12 protein-coding genes are annotated in these 17,092 nt (G+C 60.1%); 4 read left to right on the top strand and 8 right to left on the bottom strand.

Annotated elements, in window-relative coordinates; translation table 11 throughout:
* Positions 1–201: 201 nt before the first annotated feature.
* From BLW69_RS00235 to araD1, 8 genes are all read right to left on the bottom strand, one after another.
* Complete coding sequence (locus BLW69_RS00235) at positions 202–1,590, bottom strand: virulence factor family protein (protein ID WP_175487233.1); 1,389 nt, start codon at positions 1,588–1,590, stop codon at positions 202–204.
* Positions 1,587–4,163 (bottom strand): bifunctional lysylphosphatidylglycerol flippase/synthetase MprF, encoded by a 2,577-nt coding sequence (gene mprF, locus BLW69_RS00230; RefSeq protein ID WP_092660907.1) that lies wholly within the window; start codon positions 4,161–4,163, stop codon positions 1,587–1,589. The genes BLW69_RS00235 and mprF overlap by 4 nt, the downstream gene beginning before the upstream one ends.
* 216 nt (positions 4,164–4,379) lie before the next feature.
* Entirely contained in the window at positions 4,380–5,570 is a 1,191-nt protein-coding gene (mmsB, locus tag BLW69_RS00225; RefSeq protein ID WP_062462120.1) for a multiple monosaccharide ABC transporter permease, read from the bottom strand.
* A 2-nt stretch (positions 5,571–5,572) separates the two neighbouring features.
* Positions 5,573–7,132: a multiple monosaccharide ABC transporter ATP-binding protein gene (mmsA, locus tag BLW69_RS00220; RefSeq protein ID WP_062462117.1), complete on the bottom strand. Its 1,560-nt coding sequence runs from the start codon at positions 7,130–7,132 to the stop codon at positions 5,573–5,575.
* 53 nt (positions 7,133–7,185) lie between these two features.
* Positions 7,186–8,229: a multiple monosaccharide ABC transporter substrate-binding protein gene (gene chvE, locus BLW69_RS00215; protein ID WP_244474109.1), complete on the bottom strand. Its 1,044-nt coding sequence runs from the start codon at positions 8,227–8,229 to the stop codon at positions 7,186–7,188.
* Between the two features lie 107 nt (positions 8,230–8,336).
* Positions 8,337–10,181, bottom strand: coding sequence for an IlvD/Edd family dehydratase (locus tag BLW69_RS00210; protein ID WP_092659186.1), 1,845 nt, complete (start codon positions 10,179–10,181; stop codon positions 8,337–8,339).
* Positions 10,182–10,183: 2 nt separating this feature from the next.
* The gene (locus BLW69_RS00205; protein ID WP_092659184.1) at positions 10,184–11,116 is read right to left on the bottom strand and encodes a Gfo/Idh/MocA family protein; all 933 of its coding nucleotides are present in this window, start codon (positions 11,114–11,116) and stop codon (positions 10,184–10,186) included.
* A gap of 1 nt (position 11,117) precedes the next feature.
* Entirely contained in the window at positions 11,118–12,107 is a 990-nt protein-coding gene (araD1, locus tag BLW69_RS00200) for an AraD1 family protein (RefSeq protein ID WP_092660905.1), read from the bottom strand.
* A 329-nt stretch (positions 12,108–12,436) separates the two neighbouring features.
* On the opposite strand from araD1, the gene ytfQ reads away from it, so the two are divergent.
* The 4 genes from ytfQ to yjfF all read left to right on the top strand — a co-directional run bounded on the left by ytfQ (position 12,437) and on the right by yjfF (position 17,091).
* Positions 12,437–13,396, top strand: coding sequence for a galactofuranose ABC transporter, galactofuranose-binding protein YtfQ (gene ytfQ, locus BLW69_RS00195; RefSeq protein ID WP_062581523.1), 960 nt, complete (start codon positions 12,437–12,439; stop codon positions 13,394–13,396).
* A gap of 172 nt (positions 13,397–13,568) precedes the next feature.
* Positions 13,569–15,074 carry a sugar ABC transporter ATP-binding protein gene (locus tag BLW69_RS00190; RefSeq protein WP_244508712.1) on the top strand — a complete coding sequence of 502 codons (1,506 nt, stop codon included), beginning with the start codon at positions 13,569–13,571 and terminating at the stop codon, positions 15,072–15,074.
* Positions 15,074–16,108, top strand: a complete 1,035-nt coding sequence (locus BLW69_RS00185; RefSeq protein ID WP_162759423.1) for an ABC transporter permease — start codon at positions 15,074–15,076, stop codon at positions 16,106–16,108. Before BLW69_RS00190 ends, BLW69_RS00185 begins: the two co-directional genes overlap by 1 nt.
* Positions 16,105–17,091, top strand: coding sequence for a galactofuranose ABC transporter, permease protein YjfF (yjfF, locus tag BLW69_RS00180; protein ID WP_082471961.1), 987 nt, complete (start codon positions 16,105–16,107; stop codon positions 17,089–17,091). Before BLW69_RS00185 ends, yjfF begins: the two co-directional genes overlap by 4 nt.
* The last annotated feature ends 1 nt before the right edge of the window (position 17,092 follow it).

The following is a 17,092-nucleotide window of genomic DNA, read 5'->3' as shown; positions in this document are numbered from 1 at the left end:
ATTGCCGTCAAGGTCGAGTGACGACCCCCACAAACACCAGGCACCTGAAGTTGAACAATCCAGTCCGACATCACAGTTCCTGCGAACTGCCAGAGGGGCCCGGTCCTGGTGCGCTGAGATTTATCTTGAGAGCCGCAGAAATCAAGCCCCAACTCACGAACCAGCTCACGGGAAGGTGATTTCTTCGCGGGAAAACGGCTTCTACTTGGTCAGCCGCTTGTGGAGGCTATCAAGAATGAGCTTTCCAAGCCCCTCGTAATCTTCATCGAAATGGTGTCCGCCTTCGATGCCGACCGTCTCGATACCCTGCGGTTTCAGCGTCGGGCACGGATCGTCGTCTTCGTCGGTACCATAAAGGCACTGCACGACATGCGGATCGATCTTGGCGATATCGGAAATGCTGTCGCCGTTCTTGCCCTCACCGGCAACACCAAGCCAACCGGTAACGGAGATCTCGAAATCGACCTCTTTCGACAGCGCCAGCAGCGAAATCTGTTTCACCCTCGCTTTGGTCGCAGCCGGCAGAACGTTGAAGGTCGCCGGCAGGATGTCGGCTCCGAAGGAATAGCCGATCAGCACCACGTTTTTCACGTTCCACTGGCGCCGGTACGTGTCGATGATCTTGACGAGATCATCCGCCGTTTCCTGCGGCGTGCGTTCCTTCCAGAAATACCGCAGCGAATCCACCCCGACCACAGGTACTCCTTGGGCCTGCAGATAACCGCCGAGCTCGCTGTCGATATCACGCCATCCGCCATCGCCGGAATAGACAACCGCCATCGTGTCGAGTGTCGGTTTCGTCTCCAGGACCGTTACTGGCAGATCGAGTTGATCGCTATTGCCGTCGCCTTCAATCGCAGTATCGAGAAGATCAGCGAGCGCTTCAGTTGCAGGCGCGGATACATCCTTAAGCTCAAGATCCGGCCATCCAGCCTTGAGGCTGGTGGCGTGGTCCTTGCCGGCGGCATCGGCCGCATCGGTCAAGCCGATCGTCACGTCGGCCGGCAGCTTTCCATCGGTAAAGCCGTAGATCGTCCGGTCGCCGGCCTTTTCCTTGGTCGCGGGGGTGCAGAGAACCTTTTCGAGCGGAATGCCGGCCGTCGGATCGACTGCGATGGCTTTCGAGATCGTCGCAAACGGGCTCTGCGCGATCATGCCGAGCGCAAGCGCTGCGCCATCCCCGATGCCGGCAATGATCGGATGCCGGTAACTGGCATTGCCGATCCGGCGCTGCACCTGCTGCGACAGGTCTTCGATATCGGAAACCATGTAGATACAGTCGCCGTCATCCTTGGCGAGCGACGCGATGTAGGAGGGATAATCGATACCGACCACCGCCGCCCCCTGATCGACAAGCGCCTTGGCCTGGCTTTCTTCCTCGGCACCCCAGCCTGCGCCCTTCGAGATCAGGAAGACCATCGCCTTCAGATCCTTGTCGGCGGGCAGAGTGATATGCGGCGAGACGATCATGCCGGTCTTGTAGTCATCCGTCTGCGAACCGGTTTGCTCGGAAGCAGGCTGCTGAGCGGAGGCGAAACCGGCACCGGCCAGCAGAATGCCGACGGCGAGAATTCGGGACAGCATCATCATTTTCCGACCACTCCTCTCAAGCCCCCACCAATCAGCAGCGTCGCATCGACCATCGCAATGGCAGGACTGACGCTTGCCACCGCCAGATAGCGGGGTTCCCAGTGCGGGTGAAACTTGGTTTTGAATGCCTTCAGGCCTTTGAAATTGTAGAAGCGCTCGCCGTGTTCGAAGATCACGCTGCCGATCCGGTCCCAGACAGGGGCGGCTTCCCTCTGTGCCATGCCGGAAAGCGGCGCCATGCCGAGGTTGAAGGTCCGGTAGCCGGCGGCCTGCAGATATTCCATGCAGCGGACGAACAGGAAATCCATCGAGCCTCTCGGCGCATCCGGCGCAAACCGCATAAGGTCGACGGTTGCCTCCTGCTTCGTTTCGGTCAGCGACAGCGTCGCAAAGGCAACGATCTTTCCCTGCGTGCGCAGCACCGCCACCGGCTGGGATGCCACATAGGCATCCTGGAAGGCACCGAGCGAAAACGTCTTCTCGCGTGTCTCGTGGGCGGCGAGCCAGGTATCGGACACCCGGCGCAGATCCTTGATCGAGCCCATCACATCCGCCTGCTCGATAACGTCGAATTCGAGCCCCTCGCGAAGCCCCTTGTTGACTGCCTGGCGCAGACCGGCGAGACGACTTCCCTTGAGATCGAAGCGCTCCAGATCGACGATCGCCAGTTCTCCGAGCTTGACGGCTCGCATGCCGGCATCGGCGCAGTAAGGCAGAAGCGCCGGCGAGATCTGGTAAAACACCGCCCGTCCGCCCTGGGCCCGCGCTTCTTCCACGAAGCTCCAGACCAGTTCGGGGATTTCCTCCGCCGGGCCGACCGGATCGAACAAGGCGATCCAGGAACGACCCTGAATGCCGTACATGATGAAGGCCTTGCCGTTTGCGGAAAACATCAACCGCTTGTCGGCCATGCGTACGACATTCGCGTCCGCGACGTCCTGCTGCCGAACGATCGAGACCGCCCGCTCCAGCTCCTCCGGCGTGGAGTGCGCCGTGCGGGTCGCAGCCGGGCGCAACAGGCTGGCAATCGCGATCGTGCCCGCAACGATCGCCACACCCAGGATCGCGCGAAGCCCACGCGGCGCTTCTGCCGAAAACTCGAACTGCCACCAGAGCTCGCGGCTGTAATCCACCTCGCGATAGACGAACAGAAGAACTGTTATCGCTGCCGCCACCAGCACCAGCATCGCCACGACCCATGCAGGCGTCAGCACCTGCCGGAGGAGTGACGCCGGACGGGTGAACTGCCGGGCGCTGAGCAACAGGCCGGCGAGCAGAATGACCAGAAAGATCGCTTCAAACACCGCGACCGCACGCACGAAGGCGAGCAGCAAAGCCAGCGCGGTACAAGCCGTTGCCGTCCACCACGCCCCGTCGAGCCTCTGGCTAACACCGCGGGCCGAAGCAAAAAGAACGATGCCGAGAATGCTGGACAGAAAATGCGCACCTTCGACGACCGGCAGCGGCAGATAGTTATAGAGGAAATCGAGATCCGAATCCGGCGTTGGCGTGACGCCCGAAAATACCAGCATGGCACCGGCGATCATCGCGAATGCGGCAAGCAGAAGCGGCGCCAGACGGAATTCCAGCTTGCGCAGCGTCGAGGCGACCGGATGGTTGGAAAGCTGCTGCACCTCCATGCCGATCACGAACAGCGTCGCGACCAGAAGCGGCAGCACGTGATAGATGACCCGATAGAGAACAAGGCTGCCGAGAACCTGATCGATATCGACAGTGCTTCCGAGCGCCGCAACGATGATCGTCTCGAACACGCCCAGCCCCGCCGGAACGTGGCTGAGAACGCCGGCTCCGACAGCTGTGGCATAGATCGCCAGGAACGACGGCCAGCCGATATCCGTCTGCGGCAGAAGCACGTAAAGAACCGACGCTGAGGCTGCGATATCGAGCGCCGTGATCAGGAACTGCTGCGACGAGGTTTTCGTATCGGGAAGCCGCAGCTTCAGCCTGCCCAATGCCACTTCGCGGCCATTCCAGCCGGCAACGACAAGCGCTGAGAGCACCACGATGATCGCAACCGCAATGCCGCGCACCCAGCCCTCGCCGATGCCGAGCAGGCTGCCGATCCGAGGCGCCGTGACAAGCGATGCGATCGCAGTCACCCCTAGCAGGCCGATCCCGAAGGCGAGCGTGACAAAGGCGATCACGCGGCCGATGTCGTCGGGGCTGAGGCCCAGCCGCGAGTAACCGCGAAACCGGATCGCGCCGCCGCTCAAGGCACCGAACCCGGCTGTGTTGCCAACCGCGTAGGCGCTGAACGCGGTCATCGCGACCGGCACCGGTGGCAGCTTCTTGCCGATATAGGAGAGTGCGTTGAGGTCGTATCCGGTCAGGGCAACAAAACTCAGCGCGGTGAAGAAGATCGCGAGAAGGATGGACGATGCCTTCGTGGCCGCAAGCGCTGCAAGCACGTCGTCATAACTGACTTCGGTAGTCAGATCGTAGATCGCAAACGTCGTGAAGCCGAAGACCACGAGGATGATGAAGGGAACGAGATAGCCGCGATAGTTTTCAAACGTCTCGCGGAGGCCGGTCTTCTGCTGATCTGTGGACATCAATGGTCATGCCGGTTGTTGAAGCATTGCCGGGGATTTCTCCCCGAACGAGCCGGGCAGCTAAGGCGACCCGATCGCGGCAATAATATGTCTGTGTTGCCGCCCTCATTACGTAGGCGCTCGCCTACTTTCAATAAGGGTTTAGCGCATCGGCGTCGCAATAAAAAAGGCGGAAGCTGAAGCTCCCGCCTTTCGCTGTCTCTCTGTGATGAGGGTTCAACGGCGCTGGTTGTAGACGTCGACGCAGACGGCGCCGAGCAGAACCAGACCCTTGATGACCTGCTGATAGTCGATGCCGATGCCGAGGATCGACATGCCGTTGTTCATCACGCCCATCAGGAAGGCGCCGATGACGGCACCCGTGACCTTGCCAACGCCGCCGTAAGCCGAGGCGCCGCCGATGAAGCAGGCCGCGATGACGTCGAGCTCGAAGCCTGTGCCGGCCTTCGGGGTCGCGCTGTTGAGGCGAGCGGCAACGACGAGGCCGCCAAGCGCTGCCAGCACACCCATGTTGACGAAGGTCCAGAACACCAGACGCACGGTCTTGATGCCGGACAGTTCGGCTGCGCGGGCATTGCCACCGACCGCATAGATCTGCCGTCCGATGATCGTGCGGTTGGTGAAGAAGCCGTAGGCGACGATCAGCACGGCCATGATGATCAGCACGTTGGGCAGGCCGCGGTGCGACGAGATCAGGTAGGCGACATAGCCGATGGCAGCCATGACAAGGATGTTCTTTCCGATGAAGAAAGCCATCGGCTCGGATTCGACGCCATGCTCGACACGCCGTGCGCGGCTTCTGAAGTTCTGCCAGACCATCAGGGCGGCCAGTACCAGGCCGATGATGAAGGACGTCAGATAAAGGCCGCCCGTCGAGGAGATCAGTTCCGGGATGAAGCCGGATGACAGCTTCTGGAAGGTCGGATCGAAGGGACCGATCGACCGGCCGCTAAGGACCGCGATCATGAACCCGCGGAAGACCAGCATGCCGGCAAGCGTCACGATGAAGGACGGAATCCTGAAATAGGCGACGAAATAGCCCTGCATTGCGCCGATCACGCCACCGAGTACGAGGCAGATGATGCTCGCCGTGACAAAGTCGAAGCTGTACTGCACCATCAGCATCGCCGCGACCGCGCCGACGAAACCGGCGACCGAACCGACCGAAAGGTCGATGTGGCCGGTCACGATCACCATCAGCATGCCGAGCGCCATGATGACGATATAGCTGTTCTGGAGAACGATGTTGGTGATGTTGAGCGGCTTCAGCAGAACGCCCCCCGTTGCGACCTGGAAGAAGATGACGATCACGACCAGCGAGATCAGCATCCCGTAGTCACGAAGATTTTCCTTCCAGAAACCTGTCGCCGCCTTGGGAGCGGTAATTGCTTCCTGCGGAGTGCTCATAATTATCTCCCCTTGCGGCGCATGATAGCGCGCATGATATTTTCCTGCGTTGCCTCTTCGCCGGCGACTTCGCCGACAAATTCGCCCTCGTGCATGACCATGATCCTGTCGCAGATGCCGATGAGCTCGGGCATTTCGGACGAGATCACGATGACTGCCTTACCGGCATCCGCAAGTTCGTTGATGATGGAATAGATTTCGTACTTGGCGCCGACGTCGATGCCGCGTGTGGGTTCGTCCAGGATCAGGATGTCCGGGTTGGTGAACAGCCATTTCGACAGCACGACCTTTTGCTGGTTGCCGCCGGAAAGCTTGCCGGTTTCCTGGTAGACGTTATGGCTGCGGATCCGCATACGGTCGCGGAATTCCTGGGCAACCTTCATTTCGCGGATGTCGTCGATCACGCCGCGTGACGAAACGCCGCCCAGGTGCGCGAGCGAGACATTCTTGCGGATGTCCTCAGACAGGATCAGCCCGAGATGTTTGCGGTCTTCGGTGACATAGGCAAGGCCCGCCTTGATCGCCCGGTGCACGTCCGAGGTATCCGCTGGCTTGCCATGGATCTTCACGGTGCCGGAAATATCGCGGCCATAGGCGCGACCGAACACGCTCATCGCGAATTCGGTGCGGCCGGATCCCATCAGGCCGGAAATGCCGACGACTTCGCCGGCCCGAACCTTCATGGACACGTTCTTGACCACCTTGCGGTGCGAATGCTGCGGATGATGGACGGACCAGTCGTCGACCTCGAAGATCACCTCGCCGATCTTCGGCTCGCGCTTCGGGTAACGGCTTTCGAGATCGCGATCGACCATGCGACGGACGATCTCGTCCTCGTCGACCGGACCTTCGTGACAGTCAAGCGTGCCGACCGTACGACCGTCGCGCAGCACGGTGATGCGGTCCGCAACTTCCGAGATCTCGTTCAGCTTGTGGCTGATCATGATCGAGGTAATGCCGTTGCGGCGGAATTCCTTGAGGAGTTCGAGCAGGGCTGCGCTGTCGGTTTCGTTGAGCGAAGCGGTCGGCTCGTCGAGGATCAGCAGGCGCACGTCCTTGGAGAGTGCCTTGGCGATCTCGACCAGCTGCTGCTTGCCGACACCGAGGTTGGTGATGAGGGTTTCGGGCACCTCGGCAACGAGACCGACCTTGGCGAGCAGGGCCTTCGTGCGGATGTAGCGAGCATCGCGGTCGATCACTCCGTACTTGGATGGCGCGTTCGCGAGAAAGATGTTCTCGGCAATCGACATCAGCGGGATGAGCGCGAGCTCCTGGTGAATGATGATGATACCGAGCTTTTCGGAATCGTTGATGTCGCGGAAGTGGCGTTCCTCGCCGTCGAACAGGATCGAGCCTTCGTAGGAACCATGCGGGTACACGCCCGAAAGCACCTTCATCAGCGTCGACTTGCCGGCACCGTTTTCGCCGACAAGGGCGTGAATCTCGCCTTCCTTGACGGTAAAGCTCACGTCCGAAAGCGCCTTAACGGCGCCAAAACTTTTTGAAATGCCGCGCATTTCCAAAATAGGCGGTTTATCCGCCGACAATACAGGATCAAGCATGAGAACTCCTGGAATAGGAAGCCGCGCGACGCTTGCGCCGCGCGGCCAGAGACTTACTTGAGCTGCGATTCCTGGTAGTAGCCGGTATCGACGAGGACCTTCCAGTTCGTCTTGTCGACGACAACTGGCTTGAGCAGGTAGGACGGAACGACCTTCTTGCCGTTGTCATAGGTCTTGGTGTCGGTGACAACCGGTTCCTTGCCGTTCATGGCAGCATCGACCATGTCTACGGTGACCTTCGCGAGTTCGCGCGTGTCCTTGTAGATCGTCGAATACTGTTCGCCGGCGATGATCGACTTGACCGAAGGCACTTCCGCGTCCTGACCGGAGACGATCGGCATCGGCATGTCGCCGGAACCGTAGCCTACGCCCTTCAGCGACGAGATGATGCCGAGCGAGATACCGTCATAGGGAGACAGAACGCCGTTCAGCTTCTTGTCGGAATAGGTCGAGGACAGGATGGCGTCCATGCGAGACTGGGCAGTTGCCGGATCCCAACGAAGGGTCGCGACCTTGTCCATGCCGGTCTGGCCGGAGCCGACCTTGAGCGTGCCCTTGTCGATCAGCGGCTGAAGGACGCTCATCGCACCGTTATAGAAGAAGAAGGCGTTGTTGTCGTCCGGCGAACCGCCGAACAGTTCGATGTTGAACGGGCCCTTTTCGGTATCGGCCTTGAGACCCTTTACCAGCGAGGTTGCCTGCTGAACGCCGACCTGGAAGTTGTCGAAGGTCGCGTAATAGTCGACATTCGGTGTTTCGCGGATCAGGCGGTCATAGGCAATGACCTTGATCTTCTGATCGGCAGCCTGCTGCAGAACGTCGGACAGTGTCGTGCCGTCGATCGATGCAATCACGAGAACCTTGGCACCCTTGGTGACCATGTTTTCAATCTGCGACAGCTGGTTCGGGATATCGTCTTCAGCGTACTGAAGGTCCACGTCATAGCCACGTTCTTTCAGAACCTTGACCATGTTGTCGCCATCGGCGATCCAGCGGGCAGAAGACTTGGTCGGCATCGCGACGCCGACGAGACCCTTGTCTGCAGCAAACACAGGCGACGCGAGCGCGACACCTGCGAAAATTGCAACCGTGGTCATGAGTTTCAAAATTTTCATAAGTAACTCCTCCGTTTCAAGCAGCTCACAATTAAGCTGCCGTATTATCCGGGAGAGGCTCCCCGCCTCCCCTCACGACCTTTTTCAGGTCAGTGATTGTCGCGCGGCAGACCTTCGGTCTGCGCAATGCGCTGGTATTTGACAGCCGGTTCGAGAACCGCGCCGGTTTCCATCTGCCCGACGATGCCGCGCTGGATTTCCTGCCACGGCGTCTGGTGCTTCGGATAGCGATAGCCGCCCTCGGCGTCCAGAGTGCTTCGACGTTGTGCAAGCTCATCATCCGAAATCAGGATGTTGGCTTCGCCGCGACCGAGATCGATGCGCACACGGTCGCCGGTCTTCAAAAGTGCAAGACCACCACCTGCTGCCGCTTCCGGAGACGCGTTGAGGATCGACGGGCTGCCCGACGTGCCGGACTGGCGTCCATCACCGATGCAGGCGAGCGAGCTGATACCCCGCTTCAGAAGGTAATCGGGAGCGCGCATGTTGACCACTTCGGCAGCGCCCGGATAACCGATCGGACCGGCACCGCGCATGAAGAGAACCGAATGCTCGTCGATCTCGAGCGATGGATCGTCGATGCGGTGGTGATAATCTTCCGGACCGTCGAACACGATCGCACGGCCTTCGAAGGCTTCCGGATCGTTCGGATTGGAGAGGTAACGCTCGCGGAACTCAGGCGAGATAACGCTGGTCTTCATGATTGCGGAAGAGAACAGGTTGCCGCGCAGAACGCGGAAGCCGGCGCGTGCCTTCAGCGGTTCGTCGTAACGCTTGATGACCTTGTCGTCCTCGATAATCGCACCGCGACAGTTGTCGCCGATCGTCTTACCGTTCACCGTCATCGCATCTTCGTTGATGAGGCCCTGCGTCATCAGCTGGTTGACAACAGCCGGAACACCGCCGGCATGGTAATAGTCTTCACCGAGATATTCGCCGGCTGGCTGCAGGTTGACCAGGAGAGGCACTTCCTCGCCATAGGTCTGCCAGTCGTCGACCGTCAGTTCCACGCCGGTATGGCGGGCGAGCGCGTTCAAGTGGATCGGCGCATTGGTCGAGCCGCCGATCGCGGAATTGACGCGGATGGCGTTGATGAAAGCGTCCTTGGTCAGGATGTCGGAAGGCTTCAGGTCTTCCTTGACCATTTCGACGATGCGAAGGCCGGTGAGATACGAAACTTCCTGGCGGTCACGGTAAGGCGCCGGGATGGCGGCCGAACCCGGCAACTGCATGCCCAGCGCTTCGGCCAGCGAGTTCATCGTCGTTGCCGTACCCATCGTGTTGCAATAGCCGGTGGATGGTGCCGAAGACGCGACAAGCTTCACGAAGCCCGCGTAATCGATCTCGCCCTTGGCCAGAAGTTCGCGTGCCTTCCAGACGATCGTCCCGGAACCGGTGCGTTCACCGCGGAACCAGCCGTTCAGCATCGGGCCGACCGACAGGGCGATGGCTGGAATGTTGACGGTGGCAGCAGCCATAAGACAGGCTGGCGTGGTCTTGTCGCAGCCGATCGTCAGCACGACGCCATCGAGCGGGTAACCGTAGAGAACTTCGACAAGGCCGAGATAGGCTAGGTTGCGGTCAAGGCCCGCGGTCGGGCGCTTGCCGGTTTCCTGGATCGGATGCACCGGAAATTCGATGGCGATGCCGCCCGCTTCGCGAATACCTTCGCGCAGACGGTTGGCAAGCTCGAGGTGGTGGCGGTTGCACGGCGACAGGTCCGAACCGGTCTGGGCGATGCCGATGATCGGCCGGTCTGACTGAAGTTCGGCCTGGCTGAGACCGAAGTTCATGTAGCGCTCGAGATAGAGCGCGGTCATGTCGACATTGTCAGGATTGTCGAACCAGGCGCGCGACCGCAGCTTACGCGCGTCCTGGCGGCGCTCTCCGGTTTCGGCGATTTCACTTGAGGGCGCGTTTTCCGAATTGCTCATCTTCAGTCCTCGAATGCTTCAGTTTCAATGCGCCGGCCAAGCATGAAGGCATCCGCCACATGCACCAGCGGTGAGAAATCCGTATCGCTGTCACCCTTGGTGACGAGCGCCACGAAATCCCGATACAGATTGCGATATTCGCGATCTTCCTCGACGATCTGCGCCTCGCCGTCGACGATCAGGCGGCTGCCGCCGTGGGTGAGGACGATCGTGCCCTCTTCGGTCTCGACCCGGATGTCCCAGGTCTGCGGCCCCGTCTGACGCCAGTCGAATTCGGCCGCCACAGGCAAGCCGCTTTTCGTTTCGAAGGCAAGGCTTGCAGCGATCGGCGCTGCACGATTGGCCGGGAAGGTCAGTTCGGAGCGCACGAGATGAAACGTTTCGGGCATGATCCGCGTGACGATCGACAGAGCATTAATGCCGGGATCGAAAACGCCGAGACCGCCCGGCTCCCAGATCCACGCCTGACCCGGATGCCAGTGGCGAACATCTTCCTTCCACTCGACCGAAACGCTTTTCAACGTCCGCTCGGCGATCAACGCCCTTGCAGGCTCGACAGCCGCGGCAGCGCGGGAATGCCATGTTGCAAACAGGCTGAGGCCTTTTTCTCTCGCCAGCGTTTCCAGCGCAAAGACCTCCGAAAGCGTCGCACCCGGGGGCTTTTCGAGCATTACATGCTTGCCGGCTTCAAGCGCTGCCTTTGCCTGCTCGAACCGGCCCTGGGGCGGCGTACAGAGAGAGACGGCGTCGATTTCGACGCCGGAGGCCAGCAGCTCGTGAATATCGGCAAAGCACGCGACATTCTCGAGCGAGGCGTTGCGGCTGGCGACTGCGACGAGATCGATCCCGTCGGTCGCTTCGATTGCGCCGAGATGCTGGTCCCTGGCAATCTTGCCAAGTCCGACGATAGCGAGACGAATGGGGGTCATGGCCACCTCAGAGCGCCTTGATCGCGACAGGCGTTTCCGCTGCCACACCCAGACGGTTCACGAGCGGCAGCTTGAACGGCGCCGCATCGATCTCGAACACATCGCCGACTTCGGTCTTGATGCCATGCGAGACCGACAGCGTCGCCGTGCCGAAGAAATGGACATGCAGATCGCCCGGCTGGCGGAACAGGTCGTATTTGAAATTGTGGTATTCGAGGTTGGCGATCGAGTGCGACATGTTCGCTTCGCCCGACAGGAACGGCTTTTCGAAGATCACCTCGTCACCGCGACGGATGCGCGACGTGCCTTCGACATGATCAGGCAGCTCGCCGACCAGAAGTTCCGGTCCGAGCGCTGCCTGGCGCAGCTTGGAATGGGCAAGCCAGAGATAGTTGCCCTTCTCGGTCACGTGATCGGAAAATTCGTTGGAGAGACAGAAGCCGAGGCGGAACGGCGTGCCGTCGGGACCGATCAGATAGATCGCCGCCAGTTCCGGCTCCTCGCCACCATCGAGCGCGAACGAGGGAGAAACGAGATCTTCGCCGGTTGCGCGCAGCTGCGTTCCATTGCCCTTGTAGAACCATTCCGGCTGAGCACCGACTTCGCCGTCCTTCGGCTTGCCGCCCTCGACGCCCATCAGGAACATGCGCATGGAATCGGTCGGCTTTTCTTCCGACTGCGCTGCCTTGTGCATCTTGTCGCGACCATCGGCGGAACCGAGATGCGTGAGGCCGGTGCCGGCAACGATGAAATGGGCTGGATCGGGATGCGAGACCGGCAGACCAAGACGTCCGCTCTGCGCGGCAACGTCGAGGTCGACTTCATCACCAAGCCCGAGTGCTTCGATCTGCTGCGCCAGACTCAGGCCTGCTGCAATGGCCTTCTGGGCAAGCTCGTAGGTTGAGGAAACGCCATTGACGACGCGCGGAGTATCTCCGCTCCAGGCGACAACCTGAACATCGCCAGACAAGCTCGCAACCTGAAGAATTCGCAACATATGCCCTGCCATCCGATAAGTCTGATAATATTGAAGCGCAGTGTCTCCCGAAACCGCGCCAACCCCTCCCATCAGATCACGATCCGATGCGTCATTAATACGACTATTGGATAACGGGACGTACTGTCAAGAACGAGATGGCTTCAGAGTGCCATCATCGTAAACAAGGGAGAATTCTAAATAGCGAGTGGAATCATATAGATAAATGAGGATCTCGCAAAATCGCGTTTCGAAAGCGTGATTTTTCGCAATTTTGCGTCTTGCAAAAGTATGATTATATGCCAAACCTTCGACCGTCAGTTTTCTTATCATCTCTGGGAGGATTTAAGATGAAGAGAGCACTATGGGCGGCTACCGCCGTTGTTACCGCATGCCTAGCGTCGAGCGTTTCCGCAAAATCCCTGACAATCGGCTTCTCGCAGATCGGATCTGAATCCGGCTGGCGCGCTGCCGAAACGACAGTGACGAAGCAGCAGGCCGAAAAGCGCGGCATCACCCTCAAGTTTGCCGATGCGCAGCAGAAGCAGGAAAACCAGATCAAGGCAATCCGCGGCTTTATCGCCCAGGGCGTCGATGCGATCCTGATCGCACCTGTCGTTGCCACCGGCTGGGACGCAGTCCTGAAGGAAGCCAAGGAAGAAAAGATCCCTGTCATCCTTCTCGACCGCGAAATCGATGCACCGAAAGATCTCTACCTGACGGCCGTCACCTCTGACCAGACCTTTGAAGGCAAGGTTGCAGGCGACTGGCTGGTGAAGGATGTCGGCTCCAAGGACTGCAAGGTCGTGGAACTGCAGGGAACCACCGGTTCCTCACCTGCCATCAACCGCAAGAAGGGTTTCGAACAGGCTATTGCCTCGCATTCGAACATCAAGATCGCGCGTTCGCAGACCGGTGACTTTACCCGCACCAAGGGTAAGGAAGTCATGGAAAGCTTCATCAAGGCAGAAGGCGGCGGCAAGGGCATCTGCGCCGTTTACGCTCATAATGACGACATGGCCGTCGGCGCGATCCAGGCCATCAAGGAAGCCGGGCTGAAGCCGGGCACCGACATCAAGGTCGTCTCGATCGACGCCGTTCCGGATATTTTCCAGGCTATGTCGAAGGGTGAAGCAAACGCAACTGTGGAGCTCACGCCGAACATGGCAGGCCCCGCGCTCGACGCACTCGAAGCCTACCTGAAGGACAAGAAGGAACCACCAAAGTGGATCCAGACAGAATCGAAGCTGTACACGGCTTCTGATGACCCGATGAAGGTGTACGAAGCCAAGAAGGGCCTCGGCTACTGATCTCCCGCCGCCCGATCTAGCTCTCGACCGAGCCGGGCAGTTTTCAACCGGGGCAGCTTTTTCAAGAGCTGTCCCGGCCTCCACTTATGCGGGCTGGAGCATGACAGACATACAGACTTCCTCAGAAAATTCGTTCTCCGCCACAGACCGAGAACGTCTCGATGACCCGCTCATGGAAGCAAGGGGCGTCGGCAAATCCTTTCTCGGCGTCACCGCGCTTGAGGGCGTGGACTTCACGCTGCAGCGGGGTGAAATCCACGCGCTGCTTGGAGAAAATGGCGCCGGCAAATCCACGTTGATCAAGATCCTGACAGGTGTCTACACGCGTGACCGCGGCGAGATGCGGCTGGATGGCCATGACGTGACGCCGGCCAACGTCGCGGAAGCGCAGGCACTCGGCATCGGCACCGTCTATCAGGAAGTCAATCTTCTTGAAAACCTCACGGTGGCCGAAAACCTGTTCCTCGGTCGCCAACCAAGCCGCTTCGGGTTCATCGACCGACGCGAGATGCGTCGGCGCGCGAAAGCGCTTCTCGCAAGATACGGCCTCGATATCGACGTCGATGCGCTTCTCTCCTCCTATTCCGTCGCGATCCGCCAGATCGTCGCGATTGCCCGTGCCGTCGATCTTTCCGGCAAGGTGCTTGTTCTCGACGAACCAACCGCAAGTCTCGACAGCCAGGAAGTCGAAATGCTGTTCGTCGTGCTGCGCAGGCTGCGCGAACAAGGTCTCGGCATCATCATCATCACGCACTTTCTGAACCAGGTCTATGCGGTGGCCGACCGGGTCACCGTGTTGCGCAATGGCAAACTGGTGGGAAGCCGCGAGCTGGCCGACCTGCCGCGTCTTGAACTCATCTCTATGATGCTCGGCCGCGAGCTGCAGGACATCACCCGCGAGCATCAGGCCCACGAAGAAACCGTCGCCCCAACCGGCGAGGCGCCCATCCGTTTCGCCGGCTACGGAAAACGCGGCAGCGTCGCCCCGTTCGATCTCGACATCCGCCCCGGTGAAGTCGTCGGCGTCGCTGGACTTCTCGGGTCTGGCCGCAGCGAAACGGCCTTCCTCCTTTTCGGCATCGACCGCGCAGACAGCGGCACAGCCAGCATCGACGGCAAGGAGATCGCCCTCTCCTCGCCGGTCGCGGCAATCTCCAACGGTTTTGGCTTCTGTCCGGAAGAACGCAAGACGGATGGAATCATCGGCGACCTTTCCGTGGCCGACAACATCGCCCTGGCACTGCAGGCCCGTCAGGGCTGGGCAAAGCCGATCTCGTCACGCGAACGCCACGCGCTGGCCGAAGGGTTCATCAAATCTCTGGACATTCGCCCTGCGGATGCCCAGCGCCCGATCAAATTCCTCTCCGGCGGCAACCAGCAGAAGGCTATCCTCGCGCGCTGGCTGGCGACGGAACCACGGCTTCTGATCCTCGACGAACCGACCCGCGGCATCGATATCGGCGCTCACGCGGAAATCCTGAAAATGATCGAGCGGCTGTGTGCCGAAGGCATGTCGCTTGTTGTGATTTCCTCCGAACTGGAGGAACTCACAGCGATCGCCCATCGGGTCATTGTACTCTCCGACCGCCGCCACGTGGCGGAACTCACCGGCAGCGACGTCAACGCCGACAATATCATGCAGGCGATTGCCGCACCGAACCGGACGGAGGCCGCCTGATGAACCCGATAACCCGTCGCCTCAAGCGACTTGCGCCGCAGCTGATCGCGCTTGTGATCATTCTTGGGATGATCACGGCGATTGCGCCTGGCTTCCTGACGATCTCGGTCCAGAACGGCCGCGTCTACGGCAGCCTGATCGACATTCTGGTGCGCGCCGCACCGGTCGCACTTTTGACCATCGGCATGACGCTGGTCATCGCGACGCGCGGGATCGATCTGTCGATCGGCGCCGTGATCGCCATCTGCGGTGCCGTTGCCGCAACGCTGATTGCCGATGGATATCCGATCCCGGTCGTCATCGTCGTATCGCTCGGCATCGGCCTCGTCTGCGGGCTCTGGAATGGCATTCTGGTTGCCCTCCTCGATATCCAGCCGATCATCGCAACGCTGATCCTGATGGTAGCGGGACGCGGGATTGCCCAGCTGATCACAGAGGGCGTCATCCTCACCTTCAATGACGATACGTTTTCATCGCTCGGATCCGGTTCCTTCGCCGGCATTCCGATCCCGATCTTTCTCTGGCTCGGCACCGGCCTTCTCGTCGGCCTGCTGGTCCGCCGCTCGGCGCTCGGCTTTCTGATCGAAGCAACCGGCATCAACCGCCGTGCCGCAACGCTTGCCGGTGTGAAGGCCCGCTTCCTGCTGTTCTTCGTCTATGCGATCTCGGGCCTTTGTGCCGCCGTCGCGGGCCTGATCGTGACCGCCGATATCCGTGGCGCCGATGCCAACAATGCGGGCCTCTGGCTTGAACTCGATGCGATCCTCGCGGTCGTGATCGGCGGCACGTCGCTGAACGGCGGTCGCTTCTCGATCACAGCGTCGCTGATCGGCGCGCTGATCATCCAGTCGATCAACACCGGCATTCTCGTTTCCGGCTTCCCGCCGGAATTCAACCTCATCATCAAGGCCGGCATCATCATCATCGTGCTGACACTGCAATCACCCGCCGTCATCACCATGCTTGGCTTCTTGAGGTCGCAGCCGAAAGGCAGCAAGAACCCGGTTTCCAAGGTTGAAGGAGCGGCAAGATGATCCACACCCGCAACCTTCCCTTCGTCACGACGCTTGCCATCTTCGTTATAGCCTACGGTCTCTGCATCCTGCAGTTTCCGAACATGCTGTCGACGAGGGTGATCGGTAATCTGCTGACGGACAACGCGTTTCTCGGCATCGCCGCTGTCGGCATGACCTTCGTCATTCTGTCGGGAGGCATCGATCTCTCGATCGGCTCGGTCATCGCCTTCACAAGCGTGTTCGTGGCCGTCGCCGTCGGCTCGCTCGGCCTGCACCCGCTGACTGCCTTCTTAGCCGTTCTCGTCATCTCCACCCTGTTCGGCAGTCTGATGGGGGCGATGATCCGCTATCTCGGCATTCCGCCTTTCGTCGTGACGTTGGCCGGCATGTTTCTGGCACGCGGCGCCGCCTACCTGATTTCCACGGCGTCGGTACCGATCAGCCACGAGATGATCGACGCGATCCAGGGCTTCTACTTCCGCTTTCCCGGCGGCGGGCGACTGACGGCGCTTGCGATCTTGATGCTGCTCGTCTTCATCATTGGCGGGTTCATTGCCGGAAGGACGCGGTTCGGCGCGAATGTCTATGCGATCGGCGGCAATATCCAGTCGGCGGAACTGATGGGGGTTCCGGTTGGCTCCACGACGATCGGCATCTATGCTCTGTCCGGCTTCCTGTCGGGCTTGGCCGGCATCGCATACACGCTTTATACCTCGTCCGGTTATTCGCTGGCGACCGTCGGCGTCGAACTCGATGCGATTGCAGCTGTCGTGATTGGCGGAACGCTTTTGACCGGCGGCGTCGGACTTGTGGCCGGCACATTCGTCGGCATTCTTATCCAGGGACTGATCCAGACCTACATCGTATTCGACGGAACCCTGTCGTCCTGGTGGACGAAGATCGTCATCGGCATCCTCCTTTTCGTGTTCATTGTGTTGCAGCGCGGTATCATCTGGTATTCAAACCGGCGATTGGCCGAGAGTCGGCTTAAGGAGATCTAGT

The organism is Rhizobium sp. NFR12 (genome assembly GCF_900108545.1).
Classification (GTDB): domain Bacteria; phylum Pseudomonadota; class Alphaproteobacteria; order Rhizobiales; family Rhizobiaceae; genus Neorhizobium; species Neorhizobium soli.
This window is presented reverse-complemented; position numbering and strand designations above follow the sequence as displayed.